Genomic DNA, 16,449 nt, shown 5'->3' with positions numbered 1-16,449 from the left:
TCGTCACCTTCGTTTCGCGCGATAACAGCGCCGGATGACGTGCAAATGACCGTATAAGCGAGCCAATCGTAGGGGGGAAGTGAACCTTAGGGGAAGCGGGAATTTTTCTGCGACGCGTGCGGCGGCTTAGAGATTGTTGATGCAGCATGGCAATGTGTCTGCCGGTTGCGCCCGGGGCATACCCCTCTCCCCAACCCTCCCCCCTTGCGGGGGAGGGTTGGGGAGAGGGGTGGCGTCATCGGGACTGCCTCCGTAGCAGCTCTGATTTCGAGCGTGGCGGCAGTTCGACCTTCTAATCCGCGAAGACTTAGCGCTTGCGTTCGGAGCCGCAGACCGCGCCCTTGGCGACCAGCGCCTCGATCTCGCCGTTCGAGTAGCCGAACTCGTCCAGCACCTCCGATGTGTGCTGGCTGAATTTCGGCGGCGTGCGGCGCAGGCTGGGCTTGGTCCGCTCCAGCCGGATCGGGGAGGCGACGCCCTTGTACCAGTCCTTTTCGATAATATCGCCGCGATGCAGCGTATGCGGATTGGTCAGCGCCTGGTCGATCTTCTGCACCGGGCCCGCCGGCAGTCCCGCCGCCAGCAGCCGATTGCAGAGCGGTTCGGCCTCGTGCTGGCTGAACACGGCGGCGAGCTCGGCGCGCAGCGCCTCGCGGTTGGCGATACGGTCCTTGTTGCGGGCAAAGCGCGGATCGGTGCCGAGTTCGGGCTTGCCGATTTCCTTGGCGAGCTTGCGGAAGGTGCCGTCATTGCCGACGCCGATGAAGATGTTGTCGGTCTTGGTCGGGAAGATCGCGTAAGGAACGAGGTTCGGGTGCTCGTTGCCGGTGAGCGACGGCGGCTTGCCATGCATGAAATAGTTCGCGGTGTGCGGATGCATGATCGCAAGGCCGGTTTCATATAGCGTAGTTTCGAGAAACTGGCCAAGCCCCGAACGCTGCCGCTCCGACAGCGCCATCAGGATGCCGATCGCCGCGTAAAGCCCGGTGGTGATGTCGACCAGCGGTACGCCGATCCGCATCGGGCCGCTTTCGGGCGAGCCGGTCGCCGCGATCATGCCGGTCATGGCCTGGATGATCGCGTCATAGCCGGGATTGCCGCCGCGCGGACCGTCGGCGCCGAACCCGGAAATCCGGCAGTGTACCAGTCTTGGAAACTTCGCGCGCAAGACGTCGTTGCCGATGCCCCATTTGTCGAGCGTGCCCGGCTTGAAATTCTCGATCAGGACGTCGGCCGTCTCCAATAGCTTCATCAGCACCGCGCGTCCGTCTTCGGACGCGAGATCGAGGCCGATCGAGCGCTTGTTGCGGTTGATGCCGACGAAATAGGCCGCGTCCTCCTCGTGGAACGGAGGGCCCCAGTCGCGGACTTCATCGCCGGCCGGCGGCTCGACCTTGATCACGTCGGCGCCGTGGTCGGCGAGGATTTGCGTGCAATAGGGGCCGCCAAGCACGCGCGTCAGATCGATCACGCGCAGGCCGGTCATTGCGCCGGGATAACTCATGGAGAAGACCTTCGCTCAGGGTGAGAAATGGAGGCTTTGAGCTAGCGGTCTTCAGGCGCGGCGGCAATGGCGTCTCGCGCACAGGCGCATGACGCGGCCGCCGTAGCACGAACTCGAAAATTCCGCGGGACGAACGGCCCGCCGATATCAGCGGCGGGCCGTTTGAATCATGCCGTCAGACGACCGTCAGGCGCACATCCACATTGCCGCGCGTGGCGTTGGAGTAAGGGCACACCTGATGGGCTTTCGCGACGAGGGCTTCCGCTTCCGCCTTGGGAACGCCGGGCAGCGAAACGGCGAGTTCGATATCGAGCCCAAAGCCGCCGGCCGAGCGCGGACCGATGCCGACGGTGGAGGTCACCGAAGCATCTGCCGGCACCTTTGGCCCGCCTTGCGAAGCCACGAATTTCATGGCGCCGATGAAGCAGGCGGCATAACCGGCCGCGAACAGTTGCTCGGGATTGTTGCCGGCGCCACCGCCGCCGCCGAGCTCTTTCGGGGTGGCGAGCTTGACGTCGAGTGCGCCGTCGAGGGTGGCGGCGTGGCCATCGCGGCCGCCGGTGGCCTTGGCGCTGGTCTTGTAGAGCACGTTCACGGACATGTCGGTCTCCTCTGGGTTTGCCGTTTTGGTGGATTATGTATTGCACACAATTAGATTTTGCACAATCAAAATTATTGCAGAGGCCGCGATTTAATTGTATACAATTGAAATCAAGCGCTTACGGCTCCGAATCGGGGCAGGGGCGCCGCCCGTTGACGAGGTTGTGATGGCCAGAAAACATGCGGCTGACCTGCCGCTGAAGCTCGATAATCAGCTCTGCTTTGCGGTGTATTCCACCGCGCACGCGTTCAACCGCGTCTACAAGCCGCTGCTCGACCGGCTCGGCCTGACGTACCCGCAATACCTGGTCATGCTGGTGCTGTGGGAGCGCGACGGCGTACCGGTGAAAGACATCGGCGAGCGGCTGCACCTGGACTCCGGCACGCTCACGCCGCTGCTCAAGCGGCTGGAGACGGCCGCACTGATCAAGCGGACACGCAGCACCGAGGACGAGCGGCAGGTGCTGATCGCATTAACCCCAAAGGGCGAAGCACTGCGGGAGAAAGCGCGGGCTGTGCCGCAGGCGATCCTGGCGGCGTCGGCCTGCTCGGTCGGCGAACTCGTGGCGATGAAGAACGAGATCGTCGCGCTGCGCGACCGGTTGAATGCGGTGGTGGGGGAGTGAGGCACGGGCGGCTAGAGGCGCTTCCTGGCGAAGGCGCGGCCGGAGTGAGATTTTAGATACTTCTCGAACTCAAGCGCTTTGTACTTATCAGGAAAGGCGCAGTACCAGCCCGTCTTCGCCCTTCGGGCTACGCCGGGCACCACGCTTCGCTCTTCGGGCATCACGTGGCTGCGCCACGCGTGGCCCGAAGGGCGAAGCGTGGTGGAGCCAGGCGGGATCGAACCGCCGACCTCTTGCATGCCATGCAAGCGCTCTCCCAGCTGAGCTATGGCCCCGTAAGAATCGCGCGCCTCAATTCGGCGTGCGGGCAATGACCCTGAACCACAGTTTAGGGCCGATCTCAAGTCTCTTCGTCACCTCCAACGTCGCCGATGATGTCGGTAACGTCCTCATCGCCCTCTTCCTCGTCGGGAATGAAGGTAGAATCGTCGTCGTCATCGTCCTCGATGGTCTCGTCGATCTCGATATCGTCTTCCGATTCGGGAACCACGGCCTTGACCTTGCCGGTGTTCTCCTCGGCATCGGCCTCCTCGAGCGAGACCAATTCTTCGGCCTCGGCGGCCTCCGGCATATCGGCGGCAGCGGTAGCCGACGCGGCGGCTGCAGCGCGCGCGGCATCGCCACGGGCGGCTCGCGGCGGCGCGACCGGGGCAATCGGGACGACCTCGCCGGTGTAGGGCGAAATCACCGGGCTCTTGTTCAGGTCATAGAACTTTTTACCCGTCGTCGGGCAAATACGCTTGGTTCCGAGATCGGATTTGGCCACGTGTAGATCCTGGGAAATTCTGAAAAACGGTGCTTCACTTGGCTAGTTGAGGGGCCGGTGTCAATAGCGCTTTGAAGCTTTTGAGAGCCGCGTGACGCCGTGTGGTCCATGTGATACTGCCGCCCCCGCAGAGGACCACCATCTTGACCCATTCAACCATCCAGACCCCGCTGGAATCCCGCGCCAGCGGTCCCTTGGCCGGGAAAGTCCGCGTTCCCGGCGACAAGTCGATTTCACACCGCGCGCTCATCCTGGGGGCGCTTTCGGTCGGCGAAACCAGGATCTCCGGCCTGCTGGAGGGCGAGGACGTCCTCAACACCGCCAAATCGATGCAGGCGCTGGGCGCTCGGGTCGAGCGAACCGGACCGTTTGCCTGGCAGGTCAGGGGCGTGGGCGTGGCAGGCTTCGCCCAGCCGACCTCCCCGCTCGATTTCGGCAATTCCGGCACCGGGTGCCGGCTGGTGATGGGGGCTGTGGCCGGCTGCCCGATCACGGCCGTGTTCGACGGCGACGCCTCGCTGCGCTCCCGCCCGATGCGCCGGATCCTCGATCCCCTGGAACTGATGGGGGCCAAGGCCGGGGAGACCAGGGAAGGCGGCCGCCTGCCGCTGACGCTGCATGGCGCCCGCGATCCCGTGCCGATCCTGTATCGCACGCCGGTGGCCTCGGCTCAGATCAAGTCGGCGGTGCTGCTGGCGGGACTTGCCGCGCCTGGCGTCACGACCGTCATCGAGCAGGAAGCCAGCCGCGATCATACCGAGCTGATGCTGAAACATTTCGGCGCAGATATCGTCTCAGTCAGGGAAGGCAGCCACGGCCGCAAGATCGCGCTCACCGGCCAGCCCGAACTGCACGGCGCCGAGGTCGTGGTGCCTGCCGATCCGTCTTCGGCGGCATTTCCGATCGTGGCGGCGCTGATCGTCGCGGGCTCCGACGTGACCTTCTCCGACGTCATGACCAACCCGTTGCGCACCGGCCTGCTCACGACGCTGCGCGAGATGGGCGCCGCCATCGAGGAAAGCGAGGTTCGCGGCGACGCCGGCGAGCCGATGGCCCGCTTGCGTGTGCGCGCTTCAAAACTGCGCGGCATCGAGGTGCCGCCGGAACGCGCGCCCTCGATGATCGACGAATATCTGGTGCTCGCGGTCGCAGCCTCCTTTGCCGAAGGTACCACCATCATGCGCGGCCTGCAGGAACTGCGCGTCAAGGAGTCCGACCGGCTGGAGGCGACCGCCGCCATGCTGCGCGTCAACGGCGTCAGGGTCGAGATCGCGGGCGATGATTTGATCGTCGAGGGCCGCGGCCACGTGCCCGGCGGCGGTCTCGTCGCCACCCACATGGACCACCGTATTGCGATGTCGGCGCTGGTGATGGGGCTTGCGGCCGACAAGCCGGTCAAGGTCGACGATACCGCCTTCATCGCCACCAGCTTTCCGGATTTCATCCCGATGATGCGCTCGCTGGGAGCTGAGTTTTCATGATCATCGCCATCGACGGGCCGGCGGCATCCGGCAAGGGTACGCTCGGCAAACGCCTCGCCCATCATTACGGCTATCGCCACCTCGACACCGGCGTGATCTATCGCGCGGTGGCGAAGGCGTTGCTGGACGAGGGTTTCGATCTGACGGACGAGGCGCGGGCCGTCGCCGTCGCGATGGAGCTTGATCCCGAGAAGTTCGGGCATCCCGAGCTCAAGACACAACGGATCGGCGATGCCGCCTCGGTGGTGTCGGCGATCCCCAGCGTGCGCGAGGCGCTGGTCAATTTTCAGCGCCAGTTCGCGGCCGATCCGCCGGGCGCCGTGCTCGACGGGCGCGACATTGGAACCGTGATCTGCCCGAACGCCGACGTGAAGATTTTCGTAGTCGCCGATCCGCAGGTGCGGGCCCGCCGCCGGACGCTCGAAGCCCGCGCGCGGGGCGAGGAGGCCGATGAGGCGCTGGTGCTGGCCGATATCCTCAAGCGCGACGAGCGCGACCGCAATCGCGCCGCCGCCCCGCTCAAAGCGGCCGACGACGCCCACATCCTGGATAATTCCAATCTCGACATCGAGGCCGGCGTTCGCGCCGCAATTGCCATCGTCGAGGCCGTCCGCGCCCAGCGGAAATAGCCAGGATTTGACCCGTCGCGGTGGCCCGAACCGCTCGTAAATCGGGCATTTCCGGCTTGCCGAAAATGGCCCGTGGGGCTATATCCACGCCCATCCGGGCCGCCATCGATGAGATCAGGGCTGTCCGAGCGGGCCGGCCGGAGGTTTGAACCTCCCGCCGTCATTGGAGGAAAGCCCGCTCCAGGTTCTTGAAGTCGATATGCTCGTTTCAGGCTCCGGATTTCTGACGCTACGCGCACCCTTCCGCTGAGCCGGTACCCGCTTTTGCGGAATGCGCGACATCAAACGTATCGAACGTGCAGGCATGCTGCCGGCCCGCTTTTGCGCCCTCCGCAAATGCGGTCGTCAGGGTTTGCGGACCCCTGACACTTCACGCGCGATGCGCCCTTTAACCCGAACGGCCGGCAAGATCCCGCATTGGAGAACAAATGGCTTCGACTACTGCTGCTTCTTATAATCCGACCCGCGACGATTTCGCTGCGATGCTGGACGAGTCCTTTGCCGGCGGCAATCTGCAGGAAAGCTCCGTCATCAAGGGCAAGGTGGTTGCAATTGAAAAGGATATGGCCGTCATCGACGTCGGCCTGAAGACCGAGGGCCGCGTGGCGCTGCGCGAATTCGCCGGCCCCGGCCGCGAAAGCGATCTCAAGGTCGGCGACGAGGTCGAGGTGTTCCTCGACCGGATCGAGAATGCGCTCGGCGAAGCCGTGCTGTCGCGCGACAAGGCGCGCCGCGAGGAAAGCTGGGGCAAGCTCGAGAAGGCCTTCAACAACAACGAGAAGGTTCACGGCGTCATCTTCAACCAGGTCAAGGGCGGCTTCACGGTCGACCTCGACGGCGCTGTCGCCTTCCTGCCGCGCTCGCAGGTCGATATCCGCCCGATCCGCGACGTCGCTCCCTTGATGAACAACTCGCAGCCGTTCCAGATCCTCAAGATGGATCGTCGCCGCGGCAACATCGTGGTGTCGCGCCGCACGGTTCTCGAAGAGACCCGCGCCGAGCAGCGCCAGGAGCTGGTGCAGAACCTCGAAGAAGGTCAGGTGATCGACGGCGTGGTCAAGAACATCACCGATTACGGTGCATTCGTTGATCTCGGCGGCATCGACGGCCTGCTCCACGTCACCGATATCGCCTGGCGCCGGGTCAATCACCCGACGGAAGTGCTGACCATCGGCCAGACCGTGAAGGTCAAGATCATCAAGATCAACCACGAGACCCACCGCATTTCGCTCGGCATGAAGCAGTTGCTGGACGACCCGTGGCAGGGCATCGAGGCGAAGTACCCGCTGAACGCGCGCTTCACCGGCCGCGTCACCAACATCACCGACTACGGCGCGTTCGTCGAACTGGAGCCGGGCATCGAAGGCCTGATTCACGTCTCGGAAATGTCGTGGACCAAAAAGAACATGCACCCCGGCAAGATCGTTTCGACCTCGCAGGAAGTCGAAGTGCAGGTGCTCGAAGTCGATTCCGTCAAGCGCCGCATTTCGCTCGGCCTCAAGCAGACCATGCGCAATCCCTGGGAAGTCTTCGTCGAGAAGTTCCCGGTCGGTTCGGTGGTCGAGGGCGAGGTCAAGAACAAGACCGAGTTCGGTTTGTTCCTCGGCCTCGACGGCGACGTCGACGGCATGGTCCATCTGTCCGACTTGGACTGGAAGCTGCCCGGCGAGCAGGTCATCGACAACTTCAAGAAGGGCGACATGGTCAAGGCCGTGGTGCTCGACGTCGATGTCGAGAAGGAACGCATCTCGCTTGGCGTCAAGCAGCTCGAAGGCGACCCCTTCGCAGAACCCGGCGACGTCAAGAAGGGCGCGGTCGTGACCTGCGAAGTGCTGGAAGTGAAGGAGGCCGGCATCGAGGTGAAGATCTCGGGCACCGACTTCACCACCTTCATCAAGCGCTCCGAACTGGCCCGTGACCGCAACGATCAGCGCGCCGAACGCTTCGCCGTCGGCGAGAAGGTCGATGCCCGCGTGATCCAGTTCGACAAGAAGGCCCGCAAGGTGCAGGTCTCGATCAAGGCGCTGGAAGTTGCCGAAGAAAAGGAAGCCATCGCGCAATACGGCTCCTCCGATTCGGGCGCGACGCTGGGCGACATTCTCGGCACAGCGCTCAAGAACCGCGAGAAGTAAGCGTTCGCTTATCGGCTGCGACATTAGGCCCCGGTTTCGACCGGGGCCTTTTCGTTTTTCCTTCTCCCACAAGGGGAGAGGGGAAACGAAGCCGGGCCTTGCTTTCTTCATATTGCATCGCAATTGGTGTAATCAGGTAACGCTTCGCTCACGCTGCGACTGCAAAACGGGCCGATGTTTTCAGGAGAATTTCGATGTCGCTCGATTCGGACGTGATCGTCGATCGCCGCAGGATCCGCCGGAAGCTGACGTTCTGGCGCATCATGGCTGGCCTGGTGACGATCGCGGCGATCGTCACCGCCGGTGCAATCGCGACAACGAGCGGGCCGGCTGCCCTGACGCCATCGGGATCGATCGCGCGCGTCAATATCGAAGGGCTGATCCGCAGCGACCAGCAGCGCGTCGAGGCGCTGGAGCGGCTTGAGAAATCGAGCCATGCTGCGGTCATCTTGCACATCAATTCGCCGGGCGGCACCACGGCCGGTTCCGAGCAGCTCTACGACTCGCTGGTGCGGCTGAAGGCCAAGAAGCCGCTGGTCGTGGTGGTGGAGGGGCTGGCCGCCTCCGGCGGCTACATCACGGCGCTGGCCGCCGATCATATCGTCGCCCGGCAGAGCTCGCTGGTCGGTTCGATCGGCGTGCTGTTTCAATTTCCGAATTTTACCGAGCTGATGAAGACCGTGGGCGTCAAGGTCGAGGAGGTGAAATCCTCGCCGCTAAAGGCTGCGCCCAATGGCTTCGAGCCGACCAGTCCTGAAGCGCGCGCTGCGCTCGACGCGCTGGTGAAGGATTCCTATGCCTGGTTCCGCGGCCTGGTGAGGGAGCGGCGCGGCATGGATGAGGCGCTACTGGAAAAAGTTGCGGACGGACGGGTCTTCACCGGCCGCCAGGCGGTCGAACTGAAACTGGTCGATCAGCTCGGCGACGAAAAAGCAGCCGTTGCATGGCTGGTCGCCGAGAAGAAGATCAAGAAAGATCTGCCGGTGCGCGATTACAAGCTGAGTCCGCAGCTTGGCGACCTGACGTTTCTGCGAACGGCGGCTTCCATCGCGTTCGATGCGCTCGGGTTGAGTTCCATTGCACGCCAGATTGAACAGGCCGGCGTCGCACAGGCGGTCGATCAGCTCGCGCTCGATGGCATGCTGGCGTTGTGGCGCCCCGCAGCCTCCAATTGAACCGCAGGGGCTGCCTTTCGCGACGCCCTCCCGCATTGCGGGTGTTGTCACAAACCCCTTCCGGGCGGTTCGTCACGCCATTTCGCGATGCCCAAAAGTGATTTAGCGTCTTGACAGTGCAAGGCATTTTCACGGAAATGGAAGTCCGCACGATCCCGGACCCCAACTTCGATGATCAAATCCGAACTTGTTCAGCGCATCGCCGAGCACAACCCGCACCTCTATCAGCGGGATGTGGAGAACATTGTGAACGCGATCCTCGATGAGATCGTTGCTGCCTTGGCGCGCGGCGACCGTGTCGAGTTGCGCGGCTTCGGCGCTTTTTCGGTCAAGCATCGCCCGGCGCGAGCAGGGCGCAATCCGCGCACCGGCGCCCATGTGCCGGTCGACCAGAAGAGCGTGCCGTTCTTCAAGACGGGCAAGGAAATGCGCGAGCGGCTGAACCGCGACAACGGCTCGCCCGAGGCCGGCGCGTAACCCATTTTTGCGATCTGTAGCCGTGTTGCGGGCCTCGTGCCCGCCTTTCTCCATCACTGCGAGAGATGGTCATGCGAAAGTTCTTCACGGCGCTGGTCGTCATTCCCTTAGGGTTGATCTTCATCATTTTCGCAGTCGCCAACCGCCATTTCGTGACGGTATCGTTCGATCCCTTCAATTCGACCGATCCGGCGATCGCGGTGAGCATGCCGCTGTTTGCCGTGATCATCACCGTGGCCATTCTGGGGGTCGCGGCGGGCGGCATGGCGACCTGGTTCCGCCAACGCCACTGGCGCCGTGCGGCGCGCCAGCATGAAGCGGATGCCCGCCGGGCAAGGGCGGAAACGGCTGATTTACGGGCCGCGGCGGCAGTTTCCCGGGCCGACCAGCAGCGGCTTCCGGCACCGTCCCCGTACGGCTTCTATGGGGCCGCCGGGCGAGACAAGCAGGGCGCGACGTTGTAGAACCCGCCCCGTCAGCCCCTGTTCCACCCGGTTGCGGGGCGAAATATGTGCCCGAGAGACCATGTCCCTGCTCGTCAAAATTTGCGGCCTGTCCACGCGCGAGACGCTTGAGGTAGCGCTTGAGGCGGGTGCCGACATGGTGGGATTCGTGTTCTTCTCCCCGTCGCCGCGCCATCTCAGCCTCGAGACGGCGCGCGAACTCGGCCGGCAGGCCAAGGGCCGCGCGGCCAAGGTGGCATTGACCGTAGATGCCGACGATGCGACGCTCGAAAATATCGCCGAGACGCTGCAGCCGGACCTGCTGCAACTGCACGGCAAGGAAACCATCGCGCGGGTGCGCGACATCAAACAAAAATTCGGCTTGCCGGTCATGAAGGTGATCGCCGTTGAAACCGCGGCCGATCTCGCCGCGCTCCCGGGCTATGCGAGCGCTGCCGACCGCATCCTGTTCGATGCTCGCGCTCCCAAGGGCGCCACCCGTCCTGGCGGGTTGGGGACCGTGTTCGACTGGCACGTTTTGGAAAAGCTCGATCTCCAATTGCCCTTCATGGTCTCCGGCGGGCTCAGCGCCGACAATGTCGCGGACGCGGTTCGCGTTACCCGCGCCGGCGGCGTCGACGTATCCTCGGGCGTGGAAAGTGCGCCCGGTGTCAAGGATCCCGAGCTGATCCGCCATTTCATTCGCGCCGCGCGCGCCACCGAAGAATTGATGGTCCGATGAATCAACGCCTGCCCAATTCATTCCGCACCGGTCCCGACGAGCGCGGGCATTTTGGCAATTTCGGCGGCCGCTTCGTCGCGGAAACGCTGATGCCGCTGATCCTCGACCTGGAAAAAGCCTATGCGGCGGCCAAGGCCGATCCGTCATTCCAGGCCGAGATGAACGGCTATCTCAAGGACTACGTCGGCCGACCATCACCGCTCTATTTGGCCGAGCGGCTCACCGAGCATCTCGGCGGCGCCAAAATTTACCTGAAGCGCGAAGAGCTGAATCATACCGGCTCGCACAAGGTCAACAACGTGCTCGGCCAGATCATGGTCGCGCGCCGCATGGGCAAGAAGCGCATCATCGCCGAGACCGGCGCCGGCCAGCATGGCGTCGCCACCGCGACACTGTGCGCACGCTTTGGTCTCGAATGCGTCGTCTATATGGGCGCGGTGGACGTCGCCCGTCAGGCGCCGAACGTGTTCCGCATGGAGATGTTGGGCGCCAAGGTCGTGCCGGTGCAGTCAGGCACGCGCACGCTGAAGGACGCCATGAACGAGGCGCTGCGCGACTGGGTCACCAACGTGCACAACACTTTCTACTGCATCGGCACGGTAGCGGGGCCACATCCCTATCCGATGATGGTGCGCGACTTCCAGTCGGTGATCGGTGATGAAACGCGCAAGCAGATGCAGGAGGCCGAAGGCCGGTTGCCGGATTCGCTGGTCGCCTGCATCGGCGGTGGCTCCAACGCGATGGGCCTGTTTCATCCGTTCCTCGACGATCCCTCCGTCGAAATTTTTGGCGTCGAGGCGGCCGGGCATGGGCTGACGCAACTGCATGCCGCCTCGATCGCCGGCGGCCGGCCCGGCGTTCTCCATGGCAACCGCACCTACCTGTTGATGGACGACGACGGCCAGATCCAGGATGCGCATTCGATCTCGGCGGGGCTCGATTATCCCGGCATCGGGCCGGAGCATTCCTGGCTGCACGAAACCGGCCGCGTCACTTACCTTTCGGCGACCGACGAGGAAGCGCTCGCCGCCTTCATGCTGCTGTCGCGACTGGAAGGCATTCCACCCGCGCTGGAGTCGGCGCACGCGATTGCCAAGGTCACGGAGCTCGCGCCGAAGCGGCCGAAGGACCATCTGATGGTGGTCAATCTTTCCGGCCGTGGCGACAAGGACATTCCGCAGATCACGGAGATCTTGAAAGGCAGGAAGCAGTGACCACCCGCATCGACGCACGCTTTGCCGAGCTCGCAAAAGAAGGCCGCTCGGCGTTTGTCACCTTCCTGATGGCCGGCGATCCCGATCCCGCGACTTCGCTCGACATCATCAAGGCGCTGCCCAAGGCGGGCGCCGATATCATCGAAATCGGCATGCCTTTCACCGATCCGATGGCGGACGGACCGTCGATCCAGGCCGCGGGTCTGCGCGCGCTCAAGGGCGGCATGACCCTGAGGAAGACGCTTGAGATGGTGCGCGGCTTCCGCGAGGAAGACAACACCACGCCGCTGGTGCTGATGGGCTATTACAATCCGATCTATATTTATGGGGTCGACAAGTTCCTCGCCGACGCCAAGACCGCCGGCGTCGATGGCCTCATCATCGTCGACCTGCCGCCGGAGGAGGATGATGAGCTCTGCATCCCCGCGCTGAAGGCCGGGCTCAACTTCATCCGCCTGGCGACTCCGACGACGGACGACAAACGCCTGCCCGCCGTGCTCGCGAACACCTCCGGCTTTGTCTACTACGTCTCGATCACCGGCATCACCGGCGCTGCGGCGGCCGATTCGAAGGTGGTCGGCGATGCGGTGGCCCGTATCAAGCGCCACACCAAGCTGCCGGTGTGCGTCGGCTTCGGCATCCGCACCCCGCAGGCGGCGCGCGCGATTGCCGAGAAGGCCGATGGCGCCGTAGTCGGCACCGCCTTGGTCGATGCGTTGCGCGACAGCCTCGACACCCAGGGGCACGCGACCGCCAAGACCGTGGCCGCGGTGGCTGACGTCGTGGCGTCGCTGGCGCAGGGCGTCCGGGGCGCGAAGCAGGCTGCGGAATAAGCCACAATTGCGTGGAAATAGGCGTTAACAGCGGCTTGCCGGCCTTGGAGCCGGCCGCCATATATCCAGTCAATGCGTCCAACCGCATTCGGAGCGAACCATGAATTGGCTCACCAATGTCGTCCGGCCCAAAATCCGCAACATCCTGCGCCGCGAGACGCCGGAGAATTTGTGGATCAAGTGCCCGGATTCCGGGCAGCTCGTGTTTTACAAGGACGTCGAGGCCAACCAGTTCGTCATTCCCGGCTCGAACTACCACATGCGCATGGGCGCGGTGGCGCGGCTGAAGTCGATCTTCGACAACGAGACCTGGTACGACATCGCGCTGCCCGAAGTGGCGGCCGATCCGCTGAAGTTCCGCGATGAACGCAAATACGCCGATCGCATCAAGGACGCCCGCGCCAAGACCGGGCTGAACGACGCCATCAAGGTCGGCTACGGCAAGCTCGAAGGCGCCGGCGTCGTGATCGCGGTGCAGGATTTCGATTTCATGGGCGGCTCGCTCGGCATGGCCGCGGGCGAAGCGATCGTGCGCGGGCTCGAGCTTGCGGTGGAGAAGAAGTCGCCGTTCATCGTGTTCGCGGCCTCGGGCGGCGCACGCATGCAGGAAGGCATCCTGTCGCTGATGCAGATGCCGCGCACCACCGTCGGCGTGCAGATGCTGCGGGAAGCAAAGCTGCCCTACATCGTGGTGCTGACCAATCCGACCACCGGCGGCGTGACTGCATCCTACGCCATGCTGGGCGACGTGCAGATCGCCGAACCCGGCGCGCTGATCGGCTTTGCCGGCGCGCGCGTGATCGAGCAGACCATCCGTGAAAAATTGCCGGAAGGGTTCCAGCGCGCCGAATATCTGCTCGACCACGGCATGATCGACATGGTCGTGCACCGCCACGAGATGCGTTCGACGCTGGCGCGGCTGTGCCGGCTCCTGACCAAATCGCCGCCGCTTGACGTCGCCTCAAAGCCTTTGCCTGTGGTCACAGACCCGGCCCAGATCGTCTCGGCCCCGGAAGCGGTGCCGGCTGCGCCCCACGCGTGAGCCTGCCTGCCGCCAGATCCCAGCCGCTCGGTGAATTGATCGCGCGGCTTTCTGCCTTGCATCCGAAGCGGATCGATCTCAACCTTGATCGGATGCACCGCCTGCTGGCGCGGCTCGATCATCCGGAGCGGCTGTTGCCGCCGGTGATCCATGTCGCCGGCACCAATGGCAAGGGCTCCACCATCGCTTATCTGCGCGCGATCCTGGAGGCTGCAGGCCTGCGCGTGCACGTCTACACCTCGCCCTATCTGGTCAGGATCAACGAATGTTTCCGGCTGGGCGAGAAGGGCGGCGGACGGCTGGCTGATGATGCCGAGTTGCGCCGGGTGCTAGAGCATTGCGAGCAGGTCAACGCGGGCGATCCGATCACGATTTTCGAGATGGAGACCGTGGCGGCGTTCTGCTTGTTCGCGGAGCATGACGCCGATGTCGTGCTGCTGGAAGCCGGTCTCGGCGGAAGACTCGACGCCACCAACGTCATCGACCGGCCGGTCGCGACCGTGATCACGCCAGTCAGTATGGACCATACGGAATTTCTCGGTAACACGCTGACCGCGATCGCCGGCGAGAAGGCCGCCATCCTCAAGCGCGGTGCGCCGGTGATCTGCGCGGAGCAGGCGCCGGAGGCGATGGCGATGATCGAGGCGCAGGCCAACCGCATGCGCGCGCCGTTGCATGCTGCCGGGCAGCAATGGCATGTCGGTGTCGAGCGCGGGCGGCTGGTCTATCAGGACGAGCGCGGCCTGATGGATCTTGCGGCGCCAAAGCTGTTCGGGCGGCATCAATTCGACAATGCCGGCCTTGCCATCGCCACGCTGCGCGCGATCGAGGCGTTCAGGATCGGAATGGCGGCGTTCGAGGCCGGCATCGTTGGCGCAGAATGGCCGGCGCGCATGCAGCGGCTGGTCTCGGGCGCACTGGTCGATCAGGGGCCGAAGGGCTGCGAGATCTGGCTCGATGGCGGACACAATGCGGAAGGCGGCCGCGTCGCTGCGGCCGCGCTCGGCGATCTCGAAGAGCGGGTGTCGCGGCCCCTGGTGGTGATCGCGGGCATGATGGCGAACAAGGATGCCGGCGCGTTTCTCGCCAATTTCGCAGGACTGACGCGGCACATCGTGGCGGTGCCGATCCCCGGGCGCGACAATGCGATGCCGCCGGACCGGCTGGCGGATGCGGCGCGCGCGCTCGGCATGCGCGTGGAAAATGCTGCAAGCGTCGAAGCCGCGCTGCACGCGCTCTCGCGTCTCGCCTACGAAGTGCCGCCGCGGATTCTGGTCACCGGCTCGCTCTATCTCGTCGGCCACGTGCTTGCCATCAACGGCACGCCGCCGACATAGTATGCCCCAAAATTAAATGACCGCTGGAATCGCTTCCAGCGGCCGCCCGGGAAAAAATATCGATTGCTTATGAAACTAGCCAGCCCCGGTCTTTGCAAAGACTAGCCAAGACGCCTGAGAGCTGCGAGTCGGAACCTTCGTTCCGCAATAGGAAGTAAGGATAATGTTGCGGGCTGGCTTCACCCAAATGAGGTAGATGGCGCAGCATCGTTCTTGCAGGGCCGTGCGACAATCATCAAAGCTGGAATCCCCATGCGTTTTGCCGCCATTGCCGACGTGCACGGAAATTATCTCGCGCTGGAAGCGGTGCTGGCCGACATCCACGCACTGCGCATTGGCGAAATCGTCAATCTCGGCGACATGGCGAGCGGACCGCTCGACGCGCGACGGACCATGGATGCGCTGATGGCGCTCGATGCCGTTCACGTACTCGGCAATCATGATCGCTATCTGATCGACCGGCCGCCGGAGAAGATGGGATCATGGGACCGGCCGGCGCACGCGCAGCTCGAAAAGCGCCATCTCGATTGGCTGCGCGCGGTGCCGAAAACGGCCGTGTTTCGCGATCGGGTCTTCCTCTGCCATGCAACGCCCGAGCATGACGAGGTCTACTGGCTGGAAACGGTGTTGCCCGACGGCACCGTGCGAATGTCATCGCTGGATGAAATCGAGGAGCGCGCGCGGGGCGTCACGCAGTCCCTGATCCTCTGCGCGCACACCCATTTCGCCCGCGCGGTCAGGCTTCGCGATGGCCGATTGATCGTCAACCCCGGCAGCGTCGGCTCGCCCGGCTATCGCGACGTGCATCCCTTTCCGCATGTCATTGAGGCCGGCACGCCGGATGCGCGCTATGCGATCCTCGAACTTGCTGACGGCGCCTGGCGCGTCACGTTTCGGCATGTGCCATATGATCACGAGGCGATGGCGGCGCTGGCGCGGCAAAACGGCCAAGCCGAACTGGCGGACGCGCTGGCGACGGGGTGGATCAGATAGTCCCGGACTACGAGATCATCCGCCACAAAAGCAAAACGGCCGGCTATTCGCCGGCCGTTTCAAAATCAGAAAATCGAAACCGATCAGACCGCCGCCGTGATCCACTGCTGCAGCTTCGCCTTCGGCGCGGCGCCGACCTGGCGGGAGGCCATCTCGCCGCCCTTGAAGATCATCAGGGTCGGGATCGACATCACGCCGTATTTGGAGGCCGTCTTCGGGCTCTCGTCGACGTTCAGCTTCACGATCTTGACCTTGTCGCCCATGGCGCCGGAAATCTCGTCGAGCGCAGGCGCGATCATGCGGCAGGGGCCGCACCATTCGGCCCAGAAATCGACGACCACCGGCCCGGTCGCCTTGAGCACTTCGGCTTCGAAATCGGCGTCAGAAACCTTGCCAACGGCCATCGGAATTACCTCTCGGTTAGAAATTAAGGGGCGCGGTCAAGAATCGCGCCC

The 16,449-nt window shown here is 63.9% G+C and carries 17 protein-coding genes and 1 tRNA gene; 13 read left to right on the top strand and 5 right to left on the bottom strand.

Going from position 1 to position 16,449, the window contains the following annotated elements; genetic code table 11:
* Nucleotides 1-307: 307 nt before the first annotated feature.
* Both V1292_RS07750 and V1292_RS07745 read right to left on the bottom strand, forming a co-directional pair.
* A complete protein-coding gene (locus V1292_RS07750; protein WP_334371542.1) occupies nucleotides 308-1,504 on the bottom strand; it encodes a CaiB/BaiF CoA transferase family protein in 1,197 nt (398 codons plus the stop codon).
* A 175-nt stretch (nucleotides 1,505-1,679) separates the two neighbouring features.
* Nucleotides 1,680-2,105, bottom strand: a complete 426-nt coding sequence (locus tag V1292_RS07745) for an organic hydroperoxide resistance protein (RefSeq protein ID WP_334371540.1) — start codon at nucleotides 2,103-2,105, stop codon at nucleotides 1,680-1,682.
* A 166-nt stretch (nucleotides 2,106-2,271) separates the two neighbouring features.
* Here V1292_RS07745 and V1292_RS07740 point away from each other — a divergent pair, with 166 nt between their 5' ends.
* Nucleotides 2,272-2,730, top strand: a complete 459-nt coding sequence (locus V1292_RS07740) for a MarR family winged helix-turn-helix transcriptional regulator (RefSeq protein WP_334371539.1) — start codon at nucleotides 2,272-2,274, stop codon at nucleotides 2,728-2,730.
* Nucleotides 2,731-2,929: 199 nt separating this feature from the next.
* On the opposite strand, the gene V1292_RS07735 is transcribed toward V1292_RS07740, so the two are convergent.
* Nucleotides 2,930-3,005: transfer RNA gene (locus V1292_RS07735), tRNA-Ala, on the bottom strand.
* A gap of 65 nt (nucleotides 3,006-3,070) precedes the next feature.
* The gene (locus tag V1292_RS07730) at nucleotides 3,071-3,496 is read right to left on the bottom strand and encodes a TIGR02300 family protein (protein ID WP_057844777.1); all 426 of its coding nucleotides are present in this window, start codon (nucleotides 3,494-3,496) and stop codon (nucleotides 3,071-3,073) included.
* Between the two features lie 143 nt (nucleotides 3,497-3,639).
* On the opposite strand from V1292_RS07730, the gene aroA reads away from it, so the two are divergent.
* The 12 genes from aroA to V1292_RS07670 all read left to right on the top strand — a co-directional run bounded on the left by aroA (nucleotide 3,640) and on the right by V1292_RS07670 (nucleotide 15,994).
* On the top strand, nucleotides 3,640-4,977 hold the full coding sequence (gene aroA / locus V1292_RS07725; protein ID WP_334371537.1) for a 3-phosphoshikimate 1-carboxyvinyltransferase: 1,338 nt from the start codon (nucleotides 3,640-3,642) through the stop codon (nucleotides 4,975-4,977).
* Nucleotides 4,974-5,606: a (d)CMP kinase gene (cmk, locus tag V1292_RS07720; RefSeq protein WP_334371535.1), complete on the top strand. Its 633-nt coding sequence runs from the start codon at nucleotides 4,974-4,976 to the stop codon at nucleotides 5,604-5,606. The genes aroA and cmk overlap by 4 nt, the downstream gene beginning before the upstream one ends.
* A 428-nt stretch (nucleotides 5,607-6,034) precedes the next feature.
* On the top strand, nucleotides 6,035-7,738 hold the full coding sequence (gene rpsA / locus V1292_RS07715) for a 30S ribosomal protein S1 (RefSeq protein ID WP_028347899.1): 1,704 nt from the start codon (nucleotides 6,035-6,037) through the stop codon (nucleotides 7,736-7,738).
* Between the two features lie 194 nt (nucleotides 7,739-7,932).
* A complete protein-coding gene (sppA, locus tag V1292_RS07710; RefSeq protein ID WP_334371533.1) occupies nucleotides 7,933-8,913 on the top strand; it encodes a signal peptide peptidase SppA in 981 nt (326 codons plus the stop codon).
* Nucleotides 8,914-9,084: 171 nt separating this feature from the next.
* Nucleotides 9,085-9,390, top strand: a complete 306-nt coding sequence (locus V1292_RS07705) for an integration host factor subunit beta (protein WP_057844774.1) — start codon at nucleotides 9,085-9,087, stop codon at nucleotides 9,388-9,390.
* Nucleotides 9,391-9,461: 71 nt separating this feature from the next.
* Nucleotides 9,462-9,854, top strand: coding sequence for a LapA family protein (locus V1292_RS07700; RefSeq protein WP_334371531.1), 393 nt, complete (start codon nucleotides 9,462-9,464; stop codon nucleotides 9,852-9,854).
* Nucleotides 9,855-9,915: 61 nt separating this feature from the next.
* Nucleotides 9,916-10,575 carry a phosphoribosylanthranilate isomerase gene (locus V1292_RS07695; RefSeq protein WP_334371529.1) on the top strand — a complete coding sequence of 220 codons (660 nt, stop codon included), beginning with the start codon at nucleotides 9,916-9,918 and terminating at the stop codon, nucleotides 10,573-10,575.
* Nucleotides 10,572-11,789, top strand: a complete 1,218-nt coding sequence (gene trpB, locus V1292_RS07690) for a tryptophan synthase subunit beta (protein WP_334371527.1) — start codon at nucleotides 10,572-10,574, stop codon at nucleotides 11,787-11,789. Before V1292_RS07695 ends, trpB begins: the two co-directional genes overlap by 4 nt.
* Nucleotides 11,786-12,622: a tryptophan synthase subunit alpha gene (gene trpA, locus V1292_RS07685; RefSeq protein WP_334371525.1), complete on the top strand. Its 837-nt coding sequence runs from the start codon at nucleotides 11,786-11,788 to the stop codon at nucleotides 12,620-12,622. Before trpB ends, trpA begins: the two co-directional genes overlap by 4 nt.
* A gap of 100 nt (nucleotides 12,623-12,722) precedes the next feature.
* Nucleotides 12,723-13,664 (top strand): acetyl-CoA carboxylase, carboxyltransferase subunit beta, encoded by a 942-nt coding sequence (gene accD, locus V1292_RS07680; protein ID WP_334371524.1) that lies wholly within the window; start codon nucleotides 12,723-12,725, stop codon nucleotides 13,662-13,664.
* The gene (locus V1292_RS07675; protein WP_334371522.1) at nucleotides 13,661-15,001 is read left to right on the top strand and encodes a bifunctional folylpolyglutamate synthase/dihydrofolate synthase; all 1,341 of its coding nucleotides are present in this window, start codon (nucleotides 13,661-13,663) and stop codon (nucleotides 14,999-15,001) included. Before accD ends, V1292_RS07675 begins: the two co-directional genes overlap by 4 nt.
* Nucleotides 15,002-15,253: 252 nt before the next feature.
* Nucleotides 15,254-15,994, top strand: a complete 741-nt coding sequence (locus tag V1292_RS07670) for a metallophosphoesterase family protein (RefSeq protein ID WP_334371520.1) — start codon at nucleotides 15,254-15,256, stop codon at nucleotides 15,992-15,994.
* 83 nt (nucleotides 15,995-16,077) lie between these two features.
* Here V1292_RS07670 and trxA read toward each other — a convergent pair whose 3' ends face one another.
* Entirely contained in the window at nucleotides 16,078-16,398 is a 321-nt protein-coding gene (gene trxA, locus V1292_RS07665) for a thioredoxin (protein WP_016847387.1), read from the bottom strand.
* Nucleotides 16,399-16,449: the final 51 nt, after the last annotated feature.

The sequence above is a fragment of the Bradyrhizobium sp. AZCC 1719 genome (genome assembly GCF_036924525.1).
Classification (GTDB): Bacteria; Pseudomonadota; Alphaproteobacteria; order Rhizobiales; family Xanthobacteraceae; genus Bradyrhizobium.
Note: the sequence above shows the minus strand (reverse complement) of the source record. Positions and strands in the feature narration are given on the sequence as shown.